The sequence below is a fragment of the Bacillus vallismortis genome (genome assembly GCF_004116955.1).
In the GTDB taxonomy this organism is placed as follows: domain Bacteria; phylum Bacillota; class Bacilli; order Bacillales; family Bacillaceae; genus Bacillus; species Bacillus vallismortis.
Window position 1 is genome coordinate 2,003,072 of sequence record NZ_CP026362.1, and the last position, 18,811, is coordinate 2,021,882.

Genomic DNA, 18,811 nt, shown 5'->3' on the forward strand with positions numbered 1-18,811 from the left:
TAAAATAATGCTTACAGAAAATCATTGTATGCTGGGGATGCTTGGGGATATGCAAATGAAATACAGAAAAACCGGACGGCTGCATGCCGTCCGGTTCATCCCCCGCTGACAGGCGGAATGATGGCTACCGTGTCGCCTGAAGATACGGTAGTATTTTCTTTTACATAGCTTTCGTTTACAGCAATCATAGCTGTATCAATGGATTCGAGTCCGTATTGTTCTTTTAAACTTGCTTTTATTTCGTCTGTCGTTACTTGTTCCATATCCATTTCCAATGCTTGTGTTCCGGCCTGTTCTGCAAGCCCTGCAAATAAAAGGATTTTAATCATGCTGCTCTCCCTCGCTTACATCTGGTTTTCCGTTCGGATAAGCTGTGTTTTCAAGCTGGTCGCCGATCCATTGCTCTCCGTCCTCCCAAATTTCTTTTTTCCAAATCGGGACAATCTGTTTAATCCGTTCGATCGCATACTCATTGGCTTCATAAGCAGCTTTTCGATGGGGAGAGGATACAGCGATCACAACCGCTGCTTCCCCGATATCCAGCACACCTATACGATGGGTGATTGCGGCTGAAGCCCCCTCCCATTTTTCTTCAATTTCAATCCCGATTTGAGCCAGCATTTGCACGGCCATCGGTTCATATGCCTCATATTCAAGCCGAACCGTTCTTTTTCCGTTTGTCCATTCCCGAACCGTGCCAATAAATGTGGTAATAGCCCCGGCTTCCCGTTTCTCCACTTTTTTGATGACGTCTTCGGTAATAATAGGTGTTTTCGTGATCTCAAACCGTTCCATTATGCAGATTCCCCCTTCAGCTGTGAAAGCACAAAATCCACGGCAGCCGGATCATCCGCATGAAAAACGGACAATCCCTGATGCTCTGTTATATGCTCTTTTTTCCTATAGATGATGGCGATTGTATTGTCTGCCTGCAGTGCTTCTAGATCTTCCTTTTCGCTTAGTATAACCACTTTAGGATAAGGAGCTTTTTTAAAGCCTTCTATCAGAAGACAGTCTGTTTCGAGAAACTGATATAACCCAATCAACCGCGGCAAATCCCAATGGCGGCGGGCTGTCAGCTGTAACACACCCGCACCTTCTACCGCTGTCACATCAGCACCTGCCGCTTGATAACGGTCAGTGTCTTTCCCATTAGTGAACGTTTGCGGTTCACCACCGTGACCATGATGCTTTAGGCAGCCTAAATTGAGCCCCTGTTCAGAGGATTTTTCAAGAATACGTTCGATAAACGTTGTTTTCCCGCTGTTTTGAAATCCTACAACTTGGACGATTGGGAAAGGACGGACCAAGGCCATTCACTTCCATTCTCTTCTCTGATAAGCAGCACTTGAACCGTTCTGCCTGATTCGTATCCTCTCGTGCCGCCCGGCAGGATAATAAACGCATTTGCTTCTGCAAGTGACGTAACAGAGCTCGACTTATCCAATCCAACGGGTTCCGCCAGCAGCTGCCCTTCCTGGTGGTATACGAACGCACGTACAAAACGGGTAAATGGGTTCGGTTTCGGAAAATCCTTCGTCAAAACAGCTTCCGCACAAATCGAATGCGGTTTTTCATTGAGCAGCCATATCTGGATCATTGGTTTGACAAACAATTCAAAACCGACATAGCAAGCTGACGGATTACCTGACAGACCAAACAGGAGCGTATCATTTGCATGCGCCACCGTTGTCACGCTACCCGGGCGCATGGCAACCTTATTAAAGAGCACGTCCGCTCCGAGTTTTTCATAGATCGCAGGCAAAAAGTCAAAGTCACCCACTGATACACCGCCAGTTGTGATCAGAAAATCAACCTTTTTCATCGCTTCTTTGACCGCGGCAAAGCTTTGATCCAGGTCATCAGAGATTTTCCCTAAATAAAGCGGAGATGCGCCTGCTTCAACCACTTGCGCATACACCATGCTGGCATTGCTGTTGCGGATTTTCCCCGGTTCCAGCGGATCACTGACATTCAGCAATTCAGTACCGGTTGCAATAATTCCAACAACCGGCTTTCTTACGACAGGCACAGATGCGTATCCGAAGGTTGCCAAAAGAGCGGTCACTCCTGGTGTGACTCGGGTGCCCTTTTTCAATAAAACACTCCCTTTTTGAGCGTCTTCACCTGTTTTTGAAATATTATCCCCCGGCTGAAAGCGGCGTTTTAAAGACATAAATGCCTTCTTATTCTCTTCAAAGGTTTGAGTCAGCTCTATCATGACGACAGCATCTGCTCCTTCAGGGATTTGCGCACCAGTCATAATCCGCACGGCCTGAAACGGGCCAAGTTCTTTTTCAGATACAGCCCCCGCTCCAATATGGTCAATGACCTCAAATCGAACCGGGTTTTCACGTGAAGCTTCAGCCGTATCGCACGCTCGAACAGCAAAACCATCGTATGGCGAACGGTCAAAGGCAGGTACGTGGTGATCCGCTGTTACATCTTCGGATAAAAAGCGATGCAGGCAGTCTTCAAGCGCCACCCATTCTGTTTCCCCTTGTTTTTGAAAATGGCTGACACGCCGAATTGCCTCGTCTACCGGTATCGGTGTTCTTTTCTCCAGCATTCTGACCCCTCCTGTTGTTACAATCCAATTACTCTTGCCAGCACGGAATTGGCTTCTTTCACATCATTTGTTCCATGCACCAGTGCCCGTCCATCATTGAAAATGACGATTCTGAAATCCTCGTAAAAAATATGCAGCAAAAACGCATTGGCCTCGACCTTGCCGATTGTTTTCAGCCGATTGATAAGCTCTTGTTTCGGAATTCTTTTTAACGACTCTGACCTTACCTGTACTGTATCACGGCCGCATAGTACAGCGGCTTTTGGTGTGTTCCAGTCTTGGAGATAAGGATAAACCGCGTGTGCTCCGCAAGATGGGCAATTCTCACAGCGTACATTATTAACGTTAATCTTCATATGCGAGTTATTCCAAACATCGAATGTCACAAACCCTCGCTGTATCGCTTCTTTTTTTCCGGTTAACAGCTTTAATGCCTCTGCCTGCTGATAGGCCGAAACAATATGCACAGCTGGCGGAATAATGCCGGCAGTATCACACGTCGCCCCGCCGACAGGAATTTGCTCAAACAAACAAGACAGACAAGGCGTTTCTTCTGGAATGATCGTCATGAACATCCCTTGGCTGCTGACACAAGCGCCATAGACCCACGGTGTCTTTGTTTTCTGGGCAAGATCGTTTATCAGCATGCGGGTTTCAAAGTTATCTGTCGCGTCGATGACGACATCCGCTTTTTCAATCAGCGGCTCAAGCGTTTCGGCTGTTCCTTCGGTAACGTACGCCTCAATATGTATTTCGCTGTTAATCGCTGATAGATGCTCTTTGGCAGCCATGGCTTTCGGCATGTGGAGCTTGGCGTCGCTTTCTGTATAAAGCTGCTGCCTTTGCAGGTTGCTCCACTCCACATAATCACGGTCAATAATGGTAATGGTACCGACCCCCGCTCTCGAAAGCCCTTCTGCTCCTGCCGTCCCGAGCGCTCCTACACCGACAACCAGCACATGGCTGTCTGCCAGTCTTTTCTGGCCCTCTTCCCCTATTTGCTTAAATCTGATTTGCCGCGAATAACGCTCCTCCATCAAACCTGTTCTCCTTATCTTTTATGTCATCTTAACATGTTTTTGCCCCATCAGTCCCGCCTGAAGGAATCCGTTTTTTCTTCCAAACAGCTAAAATCATCACGTGTGTTCACGTTAATAAACTCAGCCGGATTTGCCCCAATTTCTTCATCTTGTACGTAACAAACCGATATACGGCTTAACAAATCTGATATTCTTAATCTCTTCTCACAAAGCTGATCATATAAAATGGGCATGATTCGTTTATGGTACATTGCAATCAATGGCTGCTCCCGTCCCCTTGAAATCGGGACGACCGCATCTATACCGGGAGTCATCAGACGCTTGAGCTCCAGCATCGTCCTTCTTTGGATCAGCGGCGTGTCACAGGACAACACAGTATAAAGCTCGCCGTCTGTCTTTTTAAAAGCGGTATATATACCCGCCAATGGCCCCATTCCTCGAAACGGCTCAGTATCTTGATATAATTCATTTTCACCGTTTTCTTGGAATCTACCAATCAACTCAGGACGGGTGATGATAACCGCATGTTCTCCAAGCGCCTCTTTGGTCCATTCGTAAAACATCCTGCCCTTCCATTTCACAAACGCCTTCGGTTCCCCAAAGCGCCGTGAGGCTCCTCCTGCCAGCAGTACGTTTATATGCTTCATGTCCTCTCACCTCTAGTTCGTTAAAATCATAGCAAAAGCAAGGCCCTAACGCCACTGCTCGTCTGTTTATTAAAGAGGAATAGCTGTTCAGTATTTGCATATTGTAGTGTTAACACCATGAGGGAGATGGTTCGAATGAAAAGATCAGGTCCTTTTTTCCACGATGTGTCTCAGGAGAACCTTTATTTAAAATCAGAGCTTTCAAGGTGCCATAAGCTGATTTCCGAACTTGAAGCAACCTACTTCCATCAGAAAAATAACAAACTGCTCAAAGAAAATAACGATATGAAAGAAAAACTTCAGCAGCTGTCCGCCGAATTAACGCAAATGTCAACGAAAGAAAAACACGCCTCCCACACCAGCCAAACCCTGCATCAAATAAGAGCTGAGCTCCTAGATAAAATCGTTGCGCTGCAGGAGCTCCTATCTGCTGAAACCTTCAAACGCAAAGCCGATATCGAAGAAAAACATAAACTTCATATTGCTAAAATTAAAATTGAAGAAGAAAATAAAAATCTGCATAAACGAGTCAGCCTTCTTCAATCCTCTATCCAGCGGGAACAGAACGCATTGCTTCAGGCAAAACACCATACCGAAAAGGTGAAAGCTGAAAACAGCCGTCTAAAAGAGCAAATGATAGAAAAAGAATATCAGCTAAAACATATTAAAATAGAAGTTGATCATATGAAAGATCGAATCATAGAAACGAAAGAAAGGCTGCTCGAAATAGAAAAAACGAAAGAAAAACTATTTCACGAAACTATTGTATCGTATAAACGGCAGCTTGATGAAAGTGATGCCTGGATTGCTTCTCATTTTGCCGATATTGATGGCGGCCCGAAACAAAAAGAAAAAACAGAAGAAAAAGCCCCAGCGGCCTATGCGCAGCCACATCATGTAGAGACCATACTTGAAGATGTCACCAAACAGGTACACGCGCTTCAAAAACAGCTCACCCGCGCCCAATCAACAGACCAGGCTATGAGCCATACGATCGAAGAACTGAAAGGCAGAGCCGCTGAAGAAAAACCTTATCAAAAATGGGTCTATAAGCTTAATCTTGAAAGGGAAAACAAACCTTCACAGAAAAAAAATCAATAAAAAACTGCTTGCGCACTACGCAAGCAGTTTTTCTGTCTATTTATTCATTTGTTGATTCCGCAGGTTCAACTGATTCTGCAGATTCGATTTCGCCTTCTAAAATATACTGGCCGCGATACGGCTTTTTCACTTCCGGATACATTTTAATTAGGCTTTGCATGAATGTTGTCATATTAGGGATTTCAAGACCGCTTTCTTTTTCAATCTCTTTTTGAAGCTCGGAGCTCTTAATCGCCGCGTTGTGGCGCTTTAAAGTTTTAATGGCAGCTTCTCGCAGCTTAGCTGCTTTTGATCCCGGTCTTGCCGTACCTCTTCTTCTTCGTGTTGTTCCGTCTGGTATACCGGCAGGAAGAGAGGAAATAGATTGAAGCTGAGGCTGAACAGACTGCTGCTGTGACGGCGGCTGATAGCTTCTGATCTCCTGAGCCGCAAGCTCAGCGAGAACCGGCAGAGAGTCTGGTTTTTTTTCAGAACGTAAATCCTTTTTGATTTCGGAAGGGCTTCCATTTCTGTCCAACTCTCTTAATTTTGCGTATATTTTATCACGTTCGATTTGATATTCACGAATGACTTTCACTTCAGCTTCATTTAATTGTTCTAACCGCAAGCGCAAAGCTTCTCTTTCATTAAACATTCCTCAATGTACCCCCTATCGAAATTAACATCTTTAAATAAGATATTAGATTACAAAAGTAATTTTATCAACTATTATTTTAGCATTTTACTATTATATTTACTCTATGAAAAATTCCTTATTTTCTGAAAAATATTTATTTTCCAGAAGAGTTCTTTATTCTCAAGGGTTCAAGGGACTTTTCGAGTTCATTTGGTATTATGTTGAAAATATATATTTTACTTACTTCTTTAAAAAAATGTAGTGTAATATCTACAATTTTCGAGTTATGGGCGATGAAATTTATCTAAAATTGAGGAAAAACATAAAAAAATTTGCTGTTTTTTCATCGTATCAATCCATATATCAACTTTCACCTTGCCCAGATTTGGAAAAATAATCTTCTTACTCATTTTCGATTCCTTTCTTATACAAATAAAAAAACCTGATGAGATCAGGTTTTTATGAAGAATCTTCAAGCCTGTTCTGTTTCAGACAGAACACGGTTCACACGTTTTTCAAGCATTTTCATCCCGCTGCCGCCGGCTTGAAAGTGACGAAGCTGGCCTGTTTTATCAAACACATAGTATGCAGGCACATAATCATTTTCAAATGCATCGGTTAAAGCATGATCACTATCAACAAAAATTGGCTGAGTGATATCATGTTCATCAGCTACTTCTTTTATTTTGCCCAGGTCAAGATCATCCTCGGAACGAGGCATATGCACAGCTATAACGTTCAGTTTATCTTGATATTGATCACGAAATTGATTCACTTGCGGCATCGCTTCTTTGCACAGATGGCAGCTGATGGACCAGAAATGAATAAGCGTCGGCTTTTCCCCGATCAATTGCTCTCTCGTTACTTCACCATTGAACCAGGCTTTTTCCCCAGTCAATTCAGGCATTGGCTGACGTAATTTCATTGCTTTCCCTCCTATTACACAAAAGGCCTAACAAATATGTCAGACCCTTTTTCGTTCTTAGAAAGAATTAAAGTGTTTTTTGGCCTGGTTTCCAGTTGGCCGGACAGAGTCCGCCGGTTTGCAGCGCTTGAAGAACACGAAGCGTTTCATCAACGTCTCGGCCAATATTGTTATGGAAAACAGTTTGATATTGGAGCTCGCCTTCTGGATTGATAATATATAATCCGCGCAGGGCCACACCTTCTTCTTCGATTAAAACGCCATATTCACGGGATACCTCGTGGTTTGTATCAGCTGCAAGCGGATATTTCAGCTGGCCAAGGCCGTTTTCTTTACGATCAGTATTTATCCACGCCAAATGAGTATGGATTGTGTCAGTTGACACTCCGATGACTTCTGCATCAAGATCTTCAAATTCGTCGTATCGGTCAGACATTGCTGTAATTTCCGTTGGGCAAACAAAAGTGAAGTCCATTGGATAGAAGAACAGCACTGTCCATTTGTCGTTTTTCATGTTTTCCTCAAGACTTACTTTGCCAAATTCTTTACTTGCAAGGACTGCTTCCATTTCAAAACGAGGAGCCTGTTTACCTACCATACGTTCTGCCATATGTATCCCTCCAATTATCGTTTGGCTTAAAAGCCGGATTCCCATGAAAATAAAGGATCATCATCTATATTTCGTTAATAACATCACAATGCCCATTATATAGGAGCTCATTTTCCGAGTCAATTTTTAACAATTCATGTTTGACTATGTCTGGAACATTTTTGAAGAAAAAGTTTAACATGTTCAAGTAAAGGGTAACAAACCTCAATATGCTGCAATCACTTCAGAAAAGGAGCCCCAATATGGATTTTATTAAACAATATGATTGGCCGGGACTTATTACACATGCCAGTGTCCTGCTCGTTAAACTCGTCATTATGATTTTCATCTACTTTATCGTTCGATCATTAGGCATGAAAATCATTAAGCATCTTTTTGCAAAATTCGAGGAGCAGAACAGTTTGTCCAAAGGACGCGCATATACGCTCCAAAGCCTGACTCTCAACATATTTTCTTACATATTGATTTTTATATTCTTCGTCATGGTTCTGGATTTGTTTCATTACGACCCTAGCGCTCTTTTAGCGGGAGCAGGAATTGTCGGACTGGCTGTCGGATTTGGTGCCCAAGGGCTTGTCAGCGACATCGTGACAGGTTTTTTTATTCTGCTTGAAAAACAATTGGATGTTGGAGATTATATTACGGTTTCCACCTTTGACGGGATTGTCGAACAGGTTGGCTTAAGAACAACTCAAATCCGCAGTTTTGATGGGACACTGCATTATATCCCTAACAGAAACATTACAAACGTGAGCAATCATTCCCGGGGAACAATGGAGGCTCTGGTTGACATAAAAGTGCCGGCTGAAAGAAACATTGATGAAACGATTCACATTTTACAGCAAGTATGCAATGAAACGGCAGCCGCTCTTCCGCAAATAATAGAGGGCCCAAATGTCATTGGGATTCAAGAACTTGGCACTTCCGAAATCGTGATCAGAGTCATTGCCAAAACAGAAAATATGGAACAGTGGCGCGTCGAGCGAGTGCTTCGAAAGGAAATAAAAACCGCCCTTGACCGCGCTTTTCCTAGAGAAACTGAGTAAATAAAAGAACCGAAGCTTTTTGGGACTGACCCCATAAGATGAGACAAATAAAAACACCTTCAAGTTTGAATACGGATGATTGTTATCCGAAATTAGACTTGGAGGTGTTTTTTCTATGGGGACAAGAATGAGTTATCCGCTTGAAGTGAAACAGAAGGCTGTAGAAATGAGATTGGCAGGCGTACCTATGAAAGAGATCATGCAGGAGTTGAATATCAAAAATAATACGCAGATTAAGACATGGGTCAGATGGTATAAGGCTGGTGATACACACCGATTTGAACAACCTGTTGGTAAGCAATACACTTATGGAAAAGGTCCGGAGTATTCTTCCGAATTAGAGAAACTGCAGGCAGAGAATCGTTACCTGAGACAACAGAATGAAGTTTTAAAAAAGTACAACGAATTGGAAAGGAAGTTGATAGTAAAACGTCAGTCGAACTTGTAGAAATATTGCACAGCACAATGACCGTGCAGGATATCTGTATTCATTTAGGTATCTCTCGGGCGTCTTATTATCGTTGGAAGAAGAATATGATGAAGGATCATCCCAAACGCCATTTGGAAAAACAAATCGGCACGTTGTGCCGAGAGCACAAGTATCGATATGGATATCGAAAAATCACAGCCATATTAAAAAAGGGAATGTGTATTAACCATAAAACGGTTCAGCGTATTATGCAGAAAAATCAGTGGCAGTGCCGGGTTAAGGTGAAAAAGCGCAAGAAGAATGGGCAGCCATATGCCGTGGTCGATAATATATTAGATCGGAACTTTCAGTCTGATCATCCTCTTGAAAAACTAGTAACGGACATCACGTATTTGCCTTATGGACAGAAGCAATTGTACCTTTCCAGTATATTGGATGTATACAATGGAGAAGTGATTGCTTTTACGATTGGAGATAAGCAGGACACAGACTTTGTCTTACACACACTTGATCAACTGCCAACACTGCCTGAGAACTGCGTGTTACATAGTGACCAAGGATCTGTGTATACATCTTACGAGTATCAGAAAGCTGTTAAAACAAAAGGCATTACCATGAGCATGTCCCGCAAAGGGACGCCCGCTGATAATGCCTCCATCGAATCGTTTCATTCCTCACTAAAGTCTGAAACGTTCTATCTTAACAGCATTGATCGAACCACGACCGCCATCGTAGAACGCACTGTCAAAGAATACATTTATTATTATAACAACATTCGTATTCAAACGAAACTAAACAACCAATCACCGATAAATTATCGGCAATTGGCTGTTTAAAAGGTGTTTTGATCCCTGTCTTAAAAACGGGGGTCAGTCCCTTTTTGCTTCGGTTTTTCATTTACTGAATTCTGCTTTCCACTTCGCTGCAAATTTCTTCAGCAGTCATCCCGGAAGCTGTAATGACGGGTGCTTGTGTTGCCGTATCAGCTATTCCTTGCACATTATTGTCAAGGCCTGTTACGACACAGCAGTCACAGCCTTTTGCATCGGAAGGGCTTTTCATCATGACAACGTCATATCCTTTTTCTTTTAATGCGGCTTCAACATCTGATAACGATTGTTCAATTCCAATTTTTTTTGCCATTATTGAACACCTCCGTTTACTAGAGTGCTCATTTTTTGGAATTTTATTCTTTCATTTGTACTTAATTGGCATAAACAGAAAAATAACCTGTCATGACGTTAACCGCTGTTTCTATCGCATTTTCATCAGGATTCAGCTTTGCGTGATGAAGCCCATGTTCAGAATCAGCACCAAGCCAGAACATGAAGCCCGGATATTTCTTCAGCATGTAGCCGAAATCCTCTCCAGTCATTGCTTCTTTTGCTGCGATTACTGTTGCTAGTTCATGTTCAGCAACAAAAGACATAAATTCTTCTGTCAGCCCGCTCGTATTATAAACTTGGTGATACACAGACGGATACGTTACTTTTCCTGTACAACGGAATCCGATTTCTATTCCTTTCACTACATCTTCAATCCGTTCCTTTACCCGTTTCATCGATTCTTCAGAAAGGGTGCGAATGGTGCCTTCCAAGCGGGCTGTTTCCGCAATGATATTTTGTGCTGAGCCTCCTGTAATGGTACCGACCGTAATAACCGCGCTGTCCAGCGGATCTGTGTTTCTAGATATGATCGTTTGCAGCTGGGTGACAAGTGTGCTTGCCGCTACAACCATATCTTCGGCAAGGTGCGGATAGGCCGCATGTCCCCCTTTTCCTTCCAAATCGATGACAAGCTCTGATGTATTCGCAAAAAGGAGGCCGCTTTTTGTCGCGATCGTGCCTACGGGCAGCTCTGGAGCAATATGCAATGCGGTGATGACATCAGGCTGCCACTTTTTTAATACATCACTCTCAAGCATTGGTTCCGCACCGCCAGGCCCTTCCTCTGCCGGCTGAAACAGGAAGAGCAAATCATGTTTGACCGGGTGGTAAATAAAATGGTCAATAATGCCGAGTGCAATCGTCATATGCAAATCGTGTCCGCAGGCGTGCATGTTGCCGTGATGCTCTGATGCGAATGGAAGACCGGTCTGCTCTTCAATGGAAAGCGCATCGATATCCGCTCTGTACGCCAGCATTTTCTCCGGCTCCGTCCCGTTGATCTTAACAAAAAGCCCTGTTCGCCATTTCTCAATTTCAATTCTGTCTTGCGGATATTGTTCCAAAACATTTAATAAATATTGCTGGGTTTTGTACTCCTGAAATCCAAGCTCCGGTATACGGTGCAGATCTCTGCGGATTGCGATGAGCTCCTCTTTCTTCATTCCTTATTCCTCCCTGCCTATACGAATAAGGCGTGGATAATATATCCACGCCTTTTTTATCAAACCATTCCTTACAGCTGGCGTAATTCCTGCTTGATTTCAGTTTTACCTTTTGTTTTCTCATCAATGTCTTTGATTTTTTTAGCAGGTGTGCCTGCAACGACAGTGTATGGCTCAACATCGTTTACCACGATTGCGCCTGCAGCCACAACCGCTCCTTTGCCTACTGTTACGCCTTCAAGCACAACAGCATTTGCCCCGATCACAACATCGTCCTCAATTACAACCGGTTGAGCGGATGGCGGCTCAATAACGCCCGCAAGCACAGAACCCGCTCCAATATGGCAGTTTTTGCCAACAGTAGCTCGTCCGCCCAAGACAACGTTCATATCGATCATTGTGCCTTCGCCGATAACTGAACCGATATTGATAGAAGCCCCCATCATGATGACTGCATTATCACCGATTTCAACTTGGTCGCGGATGATCGCGCCAGGCTCGATACGCGCTTTGATATTTTTAAGGTCAAGCATTGGAATCGCAGAATTGCGGCGGTCATTTTCAACCACATAGTCTTCGATTTTGCTTTGATTTTCTTCAATGGCTGTTTGGATTTCGCTCCATTCACCGAAAATGACACCTGTGTTTCCGTTGATAAAAGCTTTCGCAGATTCGCCAAAATTGATTCCTTCCAGCTCACCTTTTACGTAAACCTTTACAGGTGTAGATTTCGTGCTATTTTGAATAAATGAAATAATTTCATTTGCGTCCATCATTTTCATATGTATAGTCCTCCTCCTGATTTTCTACCTCATTACTGTATCAAAGGAAAGATACAAAGACAAGAAAAAAGGGAACAGCCGCTTGAGCAGTTCCCAGTGGTAAGTCAGACAGCGATTCCGCTTTTCTTTGCGAATTGTCTTCCGAACTCCATCAATTCTTGCTCTTCTTCACCTTCTGGATTATTTTCGATTTTTACTGAAGGCAGTACAATTTCGCCTCCGCGTTCTTTTATTTTTGCTTCAAGCGTATCAACTGCTCCACAGAAAAATTCATATGCTGTATCACCGGAACCGAATACAGCGCAAGTTTTGCCGGAAAAATCAATCTCATCCATATCTTCAGCAAGGTCTAAAAATTCATCAGGCAAATCGCCGTCACCCCACGTGTAGGTTCCCATCATAATATGGTCATAATCGTTAAACAGCTGTGCATCATCTATATCCATCACTTCGTAACGGTCTGCCTCCGCTTCCGCCTCTTGAAGGCCCTTTTCAATCAAATCTGCCATTGCTTCAGTGTTGCCAGACATTGTTGCATAAACGAGTAAAATCTTCCCCAATTCTTTTTTCCTCCTCTAATGAATCATTGCTGACACATCGTACGGCTGAACAAATTTACATTCATACAAGCCTGCACAAAAGAAATTCTCTTTCTGATTGGCCACTCTCCATCCATGCCCTTTAATGGTATCGAACCATTTTAACGACCTGGCTTCGAGGTCGGCCTGGTAAATTCTCGAATAACCATTTTCGTCTTGCATTGTTGTGACATATATAATTCCATCATCCTCTGAAATATCAAGAAATGATTCTTCATTTTTCATCATGCTGGATTGTATAGTGAACTCTTCATCAGTCAAAATATTCCGTACAGTGACAGCACCGCACTTACCTTTCACAGAACCCATCGCAGCCACTAGCCAATTTTCATTGAACACGAGCATGGATGCTGTCATGCGTGTTTCTTCTTTTTTAACGATTTGGACTGTGTCATGGTTAAAGTCATAAGCCCAAATGCCTCCAAAATATTCGTGTATTTGCGTGCCGATGAAAAGGCTGCTGCCCTGCAGGCACAATGAACGGATTACAGGGGGGTTATCAAATCCCGCAAAAGGTTTCGCTACGCGCCAAGAAACACCAAAATCATCCGATACATAAATGCAATGCTTGCCATGGGCGCAGGCAAACCCGTCGTTTCGGCCAGTAATCGCCCATACTGTTGCGTTTGTCGGAAAGCTCGACATCGTCCAGGTTTTCCCTTCGTCAGACGAACGAATGACCGTTCCCTTTTCACCGACGCCAAACAAGTAAGGCCCTATGTAACTGATGCCATGAATTTTGCTTTTCAAACGGAAAAGCTTTCTCCAGCCCTGCTCCAAAGAATAATGAAAAATGCCTTCTCTTTGTACCGCCACAAAATAACCTGAAGTAGCCGATGCCGTGACAGCAGTCGCTCCTTTATGAAACATGGGTCTTTTCCTTGCTGATATAATCCGCCCATGCAAGAAAATCTCTCGCAAACGCTCGGCAGCTTTCCACATCATCATCTGTTTCAGGCGCCAGTTCGATTTTCAATGTTTCCTGGTAAACAGCAGCTCCCGCCTCTTGCAGCATGACGCTGAACAAATTGACCGCTTCACAAAACTTCGGATAAGAATAGTCGCCAGACCCAAAGCAGGCTGTTTTCAAGCCATTAAGCTGGAGCTGTTGGACCTCTTCAAAAAAATCTTCCGCTTCGTAAGGCAAATCGCCGTCGCCCCATGTATACGTGCCAATCAGCACATAATCATAGGATGTTAAGGCAGAAACATCCGCATCATCTATCTCAATCCAGTCGATATCCAACTCATAATCCTGAAGCGTTTCTTTTATAATGACGGCAATGTCTTCCGTATTTCCTGACATGCTGGCATATGTAATCAAGGCTTTAGCCATGTTATCACCTCATCAATTGATAATGATTTTCAATATCATATGTAACACTTTAAATGATAATGATTTTCATTGTCAATATATAAATAAAAAAAGACAGCACATCGCTGTCTTTTAAAATGGATTTTCCTGATCCAGCATATCCTTTATGACTTGAACAAAAGCTTGAACTTGCTTCAGCTCAAAGGCAGGTTCATAGCCTAATAGCCATGTGTCCCGTCCAATTGGATGCTCTTTTGTGTCTAACAGTGGCATTTTATTGACTTTATCTTCATTTTGAAGAGTAACTGACGGCAATATGGCATAACCGATTCCGTGTAGCGCCATCTGTTTACACGTTTCAATCTGATCAACCAATATCGTCTGTTTTGGCGACGTTTTAAATTTTTGATGCCACCAATGCTGAATTTCCTGAAAATAAGTACTGTCGCTTTTAAACTGGATAAACGGCCGTTCGGTATGGGCAATATCTTCGATGCAGGAAATTTCAGTGTCGACTAAATACAGGTGATCTGTCATCAAGTAATCTTTACGGCCCTTCCACTCAGGGTTCCCTCTTATAATACCGATATGAACCTGATCCTCATATAAGCTTTTCAGCATTTCGCTGCTCCAGCCGGTAATGAGCGAAACCTTTGCATTCGGGTACTTTTCCACATACGTCTTCAGGACTTTAGGGAGCCAATGCTGGCCGATTATTGAGGCGACAGCAAGCTTCAATGTGCCGTGAATTTCACCTTCAAGCTCATCAATATTTTCTCTAATCCTTTCCTGCTCTAACGTTGCATCATTCGCAAACTGAATGATTTTTTCACCGGCGGGGGTTACCGTTAACCCTTTTTGAGATCGCAAAAAGATTTTAGTGCCCCACGCCTTTTCAATCGTTTGTAAGCGCTGAGATAAAGCCGGCTGAGATACAAAAAGCCGCTCCGCCGCCTTTCTCATATTTAACTCCTCAGCTAAAACTACGAGCATATGAAGCTCTTGAAGCTGCATGTCGTCCTCCTTTTTTATAATCAATAAGTTTTTCTTATCTCCCATTCTAATAAACTCTTCGTTTCTGATTCAAGTCCTTTTCTGGTTTAAATTATGTATGCGCTTTCTTTGTTGCTCTGCCAATATAACGTAAATAGGCCGTGAAGCCTACTTATTCAATGAGCGTATGTGCTTGTTTAACTCCTTTAATACCACTCTTCTCGTAAAAATCCCTTCAAACACCTGTTCATCGTTTTCCACACAGACAAATCCGTTATTAATGACCATGCTAAATCCCTTCATAATCGGATCATTTATATGGAGACGCGGAATATCTGTCAGCATGACTTCCTCAACTGTAATTTGGTCAAGCTTTTCAAACTCAATTCGCTCAAGCCCAAAAATGCTGTTCATAATCATATTTGTGCCGATTAAACCATGTAAACGATAGGAAGCATCAAGAACCGGGATAGCTGTGTATCCGGTTTTTGTCAGCACTAATAATGCGTGCTCAAGGTTATTGCCGACTTGAACGTGCGCTACTTTGTCCGCCTCAATCATGAATTGTCCGACTGTTGCCTCAAGAAGCTGGTCTGATTGTAAGCTTATCATGTTTTCGACCCCTTTTCATTTTCATCAACCATACATTCCCTATATTACAATAATATAAACTTTATCAGTATTTGTCGAAAAGTTTCCTCCAATAAAAAAGATACTCTTTTTACGAGTATCAATTATAGGGCATTACATTAATTTTCAAATCGAAATCGGTCGTATAGTGTTACAAGTTTTTTGTAGGTGGTTCCATCAACGTTTTTGGTTCCTGTCTCTATATCGTTGATTTCACTGCTCAAAAGCTCGATAGCATACTCATGGTTGATCAGGATATTCAGCAGAAGTTTTTGTTCTTCTTCTGTAAATCGTTCACCGATAAGACTCATTCGCAATCAGGCCCCCTGTTTTATACTGAATACCTCTGAAAGCAAGTCAACTTACTTTCAGCTCTACCGCTAGAATAAGTAATCAGAAAACAAACGTCAACCGCATAATTCGACATTTCCCTTGGCTTTTCAGCCGGAATTATTTTGTAAAACGATTTGCATAGCTGAAGGCAGTGTATGAATCCGGTTTTATTTTCGCCTCTATCCCCATGGAAGTAATACGGCCTGTCATTTCTTGAATCAGTTCTTTTGTAAGCCCTTTTTTTCCAATATCCAAGTGAACCTCAAAGGTCAGATCCGCTCCCTCACCGGTAAAGGGCAGGAGCAGATCTGTGATATCCATTAAGTGTCCATCCAGAATATAAGCGGCTATTTCCTGGCTGTACGCCGTTTCTAACGAAATCTTCTCCCGAAGGCTATGTATGGGTCTGTCGACTGTATGATTTTTCAAACAGCCCCAAGCTCCCTTGCCTGTACGATGCAAATGCAATGCGGTAATAAACTTGGTGTAATCGCGGTGGACCTGTGAATCGGTTCCGATAGATAACACATAGAAGGAACGGGGGTCCTTTCGAACAAAGGCTTTAAGCCGTTCCATCACATCTTGAAAGGTCATCTGTGCTTCTGAGAGATTATAAAACAGAAAAGAATCAGCCATGCCGACACTCCTTTTCAAGGATTTACAACCATGAAACAAGTATGTTCCTTATCGTTTATTACGATTACTTTTTACAGAAGCGGGAGCTTGTTCCCCTTATTTCAGGAACCTTACTGAAGAAGTTCAAAGATTTCGATGGAAACCATGTCGATATTATCAAACGGATATGTGTTAGGTTTTTCACCTTTTTGGAAAACTGTCAGCTCAAACGTTTGATTTTTTTCGAAATATTTTACACTGCATATTTTCTCACCATTTACTTCGAAATAACGCTGCATTGGCTCGTTAGCCGCTTCCGCTGTTTCTTGCAGACTTTGCAGCCGTGTGATGATACCCATTAATTGTGACATTCTAAAAAAAGACTCCTTTCAAAAAGCAACTTCAAATCAACAAGTATTTATTATAATACAAGTTCTATTGAGCATCATACCATAAAGTCGGACAGGATGGCATTTTCCCTGCTGAATTTAAGAAAAGAAAAAAAGTGAAAAAATGATTTTTTATTAGTTTGAGGCTTTTTTTTGAATGTCATGCACACATTAATGATTTTTTTAATATGCCCGCAGCGTCAAGAAGGCTTTTTTACTAATTCATCAAAATTTTCTTTTGAAATTTTGCAATATGTAATGATTCAGGAGTGAACATCTCGCCGCATTTGCCGACTAATATCTCTTACACCGCCATGCAGCATTGGTACGGGGTTCAGGCGCTGAATGTCTATTTTTGTTCCTCCCAGTGTTCAATGTTTTCCCCTAGTTAGGTTTATTGTTTTATTGATTGTCTTATGCTTTGGCAAAATAAAAAACTTGGCGGGGGTAGCGCCAAGTTTTTTCGGATCTTGATCTGATAGAGGGGTTGGGGAACAGAGAGTAGGTATCTCTCTATAATTAAATGATAATGATTATCAATATCAATGTCAATCGTTTTTTAACATTTTTTCAATTATTAAAAAAAACGGCCTTTCAGCCGCTTAAATCAATCCATCCTGCTCATATAAATAAGAGTAAGGCAAGTCTATAAATAAATACATCTGATCATCCATCGGATACGAAAACGTTCTGATCATTTCACCAGTTTCCAAATCGCTGTACAAATCACTGAAAAACCCTTTTCTGAGGTTTCTCATTCTCATGATATTCTCCAAAAAATAAGGACGCCAACTCCAATTCTTTTCCGCGTATTCCGGCTGGTAAATCCACTCTCCATCCTGTTTAAACACATTTCCCGTCAGCTGGTCGCCTTCTTCATCACACATGTAAATTCTAAAGCTGCAATCTGTCAGCTCTTTTGCGAGTTTTTTTATAAAGTCATCATCAGAAGACAAGTTGTTTTTTCTTAAAGATGTCACAGCTTGATGGACTCGTTTGTAAAACTGTTCGGAGTGCTCATAGACGGTTTCAAGCTTCTTTTTCTCATGTGTGATAAATTGGTGAAACTCAGCTTTAAGTCTTTGCTTCAATACATCTCTCTGTGGAAACGTTTCAGAAGGAGACAACAAGTAATACCCCTGAAAATAGCGGCCGCCGTTTCTCCAAGCGTATTGAAGCTGGAAGTTCGCCTCAATATCTTCATACAGCAGTGCTGCACCGATTTTTCTCGCTAATAAAGATATGCTGTACAGCACATGCTCATATGATGGTGACGGCTGTGATATTTTCAGCGCCTGCAAATCGATTTTTAACAGATCTGGTGAAAGCAGTGCGATTCTGTCCAGGTTGCTGCTTTCTTTCCCGATGTTATCAACTGCGATTTTAATTCCGTATGTACGATAGTAGGCAAGCATATGGTAGAGCTGCTCAATATCCCCTTCAAAATTGTGCTCCGTAATTTCAAGCACAAAACGATGAAGTTCGATTCCCTTTGCTTCATACTCTTTCAGAAGCTCCAGAAAGCTTTCACCATGATCAAGCATCAGCAGATTGGCGTCCTGATTCATAAAAATCAGCAGATCAGAATCAGCCTCTAAAAAGCGGTCAAGAGCTTGGCGGATAATTCTGTTATCCACCTCTAATTTATATTCTTCGGGTATCCCCGCGTCTAAAAAAAAGGGCCCGAGACTTTGGATTTCTGAATCTGCCATTATACGCCCAAGCACCTCATACCCAACGATTTTCTGCTCCTCAGCACTGAAAATCGCTTGGTAATATGGAAGGACATCATCAATGTTCGTTAAAATATCAAGTGGATCCAACATGTTATCACCTGCTTCT

General features: G+C 42.4%; 24 protein-coding genes. 3 read left to right on the forward strand and 21 right to left on the reverse strand.

Going from position 1 to position 18,811, the window contains the following annotated elements; genetic code table 11:
• Window positions 1-95 precede the first annotated feature (95 nt).
• The 6 genes from moaD to BV11031_RS10865 are packed head-to-tail and all read right to left on the reverse strand — an operon-like array spanning window position 96 to window position 4,256.
• Window positions 96-329, reverse strand: coding sequence for a molybdopterin converting factor subunit 1 (moaD, locus tag BV11031_RS10840; protein WP_010328481.1), 234 nt, complete (start codon window positions 327-329; stop codon window positions 96-98).
• Window positions 322-795 (reverse strand): molybdenum cofactor biosynthesis protein MoaE, encoded by a 474-nt coding sequence (locus tag BV11031_RS10845; RefSeq protein ID WP_010328482.1) that lies wholly within the window; start codon window positions 793-795, stop codon window positions 322-324. The genes moaD and BV11031_RS10845 overlap by 8 nt, the downstream gene beginning before the upstream one ends.
• Window positions 795-1,316, reverse strand: a complete 522-nt coding sequence (gene mobB / locus BV11031_RS10850) for a molybdopterin-guanine dinucleotide biosynthesis protein B (RefSeq protein ID WP_010328483.1) — start codon at window positions 1,314-1,316, stop codon at window positions 795-797. Before mobB ends, BV11031_RS10845 begins: the two co-directional genes overlap by 1 nt.
• Window positions 1,277-2,569: a molybdopterin molybdotransferase MoeA gene (locus tag BV11031_RS10855; protein ID WP_010328484.1), complete on the reverse strand. Its 1,293-nt coding sequence runs from the start codon at window positions 2,567-2,569 to the stop codon at window positions 1,277-1,279. The genes mobB and BV11031_RS10855 overlap by 40 nt, the downstream gene beginning before the upstream one ends.
• A gap of 17 nt (window positions 2,570-2,586) precedes the next feature.
• The gene (locus BV11031_RS10860; RefSeq protein WP_010328485.1) at window positions 2,587-3,606 is read right to left on the reverse strand and encodes a molybdopterin-synthase adenylyltransferase MoeB; all 1,020 of its coding nucleotides are present in this window, start codon (window positions 3,604-3,606) and stop codon (window positions 2,587-2,589) included.
• 50 nt (window positions 3,607-3,656) lie between these two features.
• Window positions 3,657-4,256, reverse strand: a complete 600-nt coding sequence (locus tag BV11031_RS10865) for a molybdenum cofactor guanylyltransferase (RefSeq protein WP_010328486.1) — start codon at window positions 4,254-4,256, stop codon at window positions 3,657-3,659.
• A gap of 135 nt (window positions 4,257-4,391) precedes the next feature.
• Here BV11031_RS10865 and BV11031_RS10870 point away from each other — a divergent pair, with 135 nt between their 5' ends.
• Window positions 4,392-5,357, forward strand: a complete 966-nt coding sequence (locus tag BV11031_RS10870) for a coiled-coil domain-containing protein (protein ID WP_010328487.1) — start codon at window positions 4,392-4,394, stop codon at window positions 5,355-5,357.
• A 40-nt stretch (window positions 5,358-5,397) separates the two neighbouring features.
• On the opposite strand, the gene rok is transcribed toward BV11031_RS10870, so the two are convergent.
• The 3 genes from rok to ahpA form a co-directional block, all read right to left on the reverse strand.
• Window positions 5,398-5,991 carry a transcriptional regulator Rok gene (gene rok / locus BV11031_RS10875; RefSeq protein WP_010328488.1) on the reverse strand — a complete coding sequence of 198 codons (594 nt, stop codon included), beginning with the start codon at window positions 5,989-5,991 and terminating at the stop codon, window positions 5,398-5,400.
• 454 nt (window positions 5,992-6,445) lie between these two features.
• Window positions 6,446-6,898 (reverse strand): TlpA disulfide reductase family protein, encoded by a 453-nt coding sequence (locus BV11031_RS10880; protein ID WP_010328490.1) that lies wholly within the window; start codon window positions 6,896-6,898, stop codon window positions 6,446-6,448.
• Between the two features lie 67 nt (window positions 6,899-6,965).
• A complete protein-coding gene (ahpA, locus tag BV11031_RS10885) occupies window positions 6,966-7,508 on the reverse strand; it encodes a biofilm-specific peroxidase AhpA (RefSeq protein WP_010328491.1) in 543 nt (180 codons plus the stop codon).
• Window positions 7,509-7,750: 242 nt separating this feature from the next.
• Between ahpA and BV11031_RS10890 the strand changes: the two genes are divergently transcribed.
• Both BV11031_RS10890 and BV11031_RS10895 read left to right on the forward strand, forming a co-directional pair.
• Window positions 7,751-8,554, forward strand: a complete 804-nt coding sequence (locus tag BV11031_RS10890; RefSeq protein WP_010328492.1) for a mechanosensitive ion channel family protein — start codon at window positions 7,751-7,753, stop codon at window positions 8,552-8,554.
• A gap of 115 nt (window positions 8,555-8,669) precedes the next feature.
• Window positions 8,670-9,820 (forward strand): IS3 family transposase gene (locus BV11031_RS10895; protein ID WP_128568192.1). Its coding sequence is split into 2 segments (ribosomal slippage): window positions 8,670-8,943 and window positions 8,943-9,820, totalling 1,152 coding nucleotides; the frame shifts between segments, so codons are not numbered across the junction.
• Window positions 9,821-9,881: 61 nt separating this feature from the next.
• On the opposite strand, the gene BV11031_RS10900 is transcribed toward BV11031_RS10895, so the two are convergent.
• From BV11031_RS10900 to BV11031_RS10955, 12 genes are all read right to left on the reverse strand, one after another.
• Entirely contained in the window at window positions 9,882-10,127 is a 246-nt protein-coding gene (locus BV11031_RS10900) for a YkuS family protein (RefSeq protein WP_010328495.1), read from the reverse strand.
• A gap of 61 nt (window positions 10,128-10,188) precedes the next feature.
• Window positions 10,189-11,313 (reverse strand): N-acetyldiaminopimelate deacetylase, encoded by a 1,125-nt coding sequence (locus BV11031_RS10905; protein ID WP_010328496.1) that lies wholly within the window; start codon window positions 11,311-11,313, stop codon window positions 10,189-10,191.
• 71 nt (window positions 11,314-11,384) lie between these two features.
• Window positions 11,385-12,095 (reverse strand): 2,3,4,5-tetrahydropyridine-2,6-dicarboxylate N-acetyltransferase, encoded by a 711-nt coding sequence (dapD, locus tag BV11031_RS10910; protein ID WP_010328497.1) that lies wholly within the window; start codon window positions 12,093-12,095, stop codon window positions 11,385-11,387.
• Window positions 12,096-12,199: 104 nt separating this feature from the next.
• On the reverse strand, window positions 12,200-12,655 hold the full coding sequence (locus BV11031_RS10915; RefSeq protein ID WP_010328498.1) for a flavodoxin: 456 nt from the start codon (window positions 12,653-12,655) through the stop codon (window positions 12,200-12,202).
• A 15-nt stretch (window positions 12,656-12,670) separates the two neighbouring features.
• Entirely contained in the window at window positions 12,671-13,564 is an 894-nt protein-coding gene (locus BV11031_RS10920) for a hypothetical protein (protein WP_010328499.1), read from the reverse strand.
• Window positions 13,554-14,030 carry a flavodoxin gene (locus tag BV11031_RS10925; RefSeq protein WP_010328500.1) on the reverse strand — a complete coding sequence of 159 codons (477 nt, stop codon included), beginning with the start codon at window positions 14,028-14,030 and terminating at the stop codon, window positions 13,554-13,556. Before BV11031_RS10925 ends, BV11031_RS10920 begins: the two co-directional genes overlap by 11 nt.
• A 111-nt stretch (window positions 14,031-14,141) precedes the next feature.
• Entirely contained in the window at window positions 14,142-15,023 is an 882-nt protein-coding gene (gene ccpC / locus BV11031_RS10930; RefSeq protein WP_010328501.1) for a transcriptional regulator CcpC, read from the reverse strand.
• A 147-nt stretch (window positions 15,024-15,170) separates the two neighbouring features.
• Window positions 15,171-15,614: a cyclic-di-AMP-binding protein CbpB gene (gene cbpB, locus BV11031_RS10935; RefSeq protein WP_010328502.1), complete on the reverse strand. Its 444-nt coding sequence runs from the start codon at window positions 15,612-15,614 to the stop codon at window positions 15,171-15,173.
• A gap of 137 nt (window positions 15,615-15,751) precedes the next feature.
• Window positions 15,752-15,949 carry an AbrB antirepressor AbbA gene (abbA, locus tag BV11031_RS10940; protein ID WP_010886502.1) on the reverse strand — a complete coding sequence of 66 codons (198 nt, stop codon included), beginning with the start codon at window positions 15,947-15,949 and terminating at the stop codon, window positions 15,752-15,754.
• A 133-nt stretch (window positions 15,950-16,082) separates the two neighbouring features.
• The gene (locus tag BV11031_RS10945; protein ID WP_010328503.1) at window positions 16,083-16,601 is read right to left on the reverse strand and encodes a ribonuclease H-like YkuK family protein; all 519 of its coding nucleotides are present in this window, start codon (window positions 16,599-16,601) and stop codon (window positions 16,083-16,085) included.
• A gap of 110 nt (window positions 16,602-16,711) precedes the next feature.
• Entirely contained in the window at window positions 16,712-16,951 is a 240-nt protein-coding gene (locus BV11031_RS10950; protein WP_003218671.1) for a YkuJ family protein, read from the reverse strand.
• Between the two features lie 620 nt (window positions 16,952-17,571).
• Window positions 17,572-18,795 carry an EAL domain-containing protein gene (locus BV11031_RS10955; protein ID WP_129550755.1) on the reverse strand — a complete coding sequence of 408 codons (1,224 nt, stop codon included), beginning with the start codon at window positions 18,793-18,795 and terminating at the stop codon, window positions 17,572-17,574.
• Between the last annotated feature and the right edge of the window lie 16 nt (window positions 18,796-18,811).